Source organism: Paraburkholderia madseniana (assembly GCF_009690905.1).
GTDB classification, from domain to species: domain Bacteria; phylum Pseudomonadota; class Gammaproteobacteria; order Burkholderiales; family Burkholderiaceae; genus Paraburkholderia; species Paraburkholderia madseniana.
The window spans coordinates 1-204 of the sequence record NZ_VOSW01000385.1 but is presented as its reverse complement, the minus strand read 5'-3'; the positions used below and the strand labels follow the sequence as shown (position 1 = coordinate 204).

The window sequence follows — 204 nt, the reverse complement described above, 5'->3', positions numbered from 1 at the left end:
ACACGGTCAAGGTGGCATTTGCCGATCAGGGATACACGGGCAAAGAGCCAGCGCAGGCCGCACTCGATGAAGGCATCGAACTGCAGGTGATCAAACTGGAGGAAGCGAAAAAGGGCTTTGTACTGCTGCCCCGGCGGTGGGTGGTTGAGCGCAGCTTTGGCTGGCTCAACCGCTTCCGTCGCCTCGCACGTGATTACGAGCGAC

1 protein-coding gene is annotated in these 204 nt (G+C 59.8%); it reads left to right on the top strand.

The window, feature by feature from the left end; all coding sequences use genetic code 11:
* Positions 1-204 (top strand): transposase (locus FSO04_RS46225; RefSeq protein WP_154568055.1); only part of this gene is annotated, 204 nt, incomplete at both ends.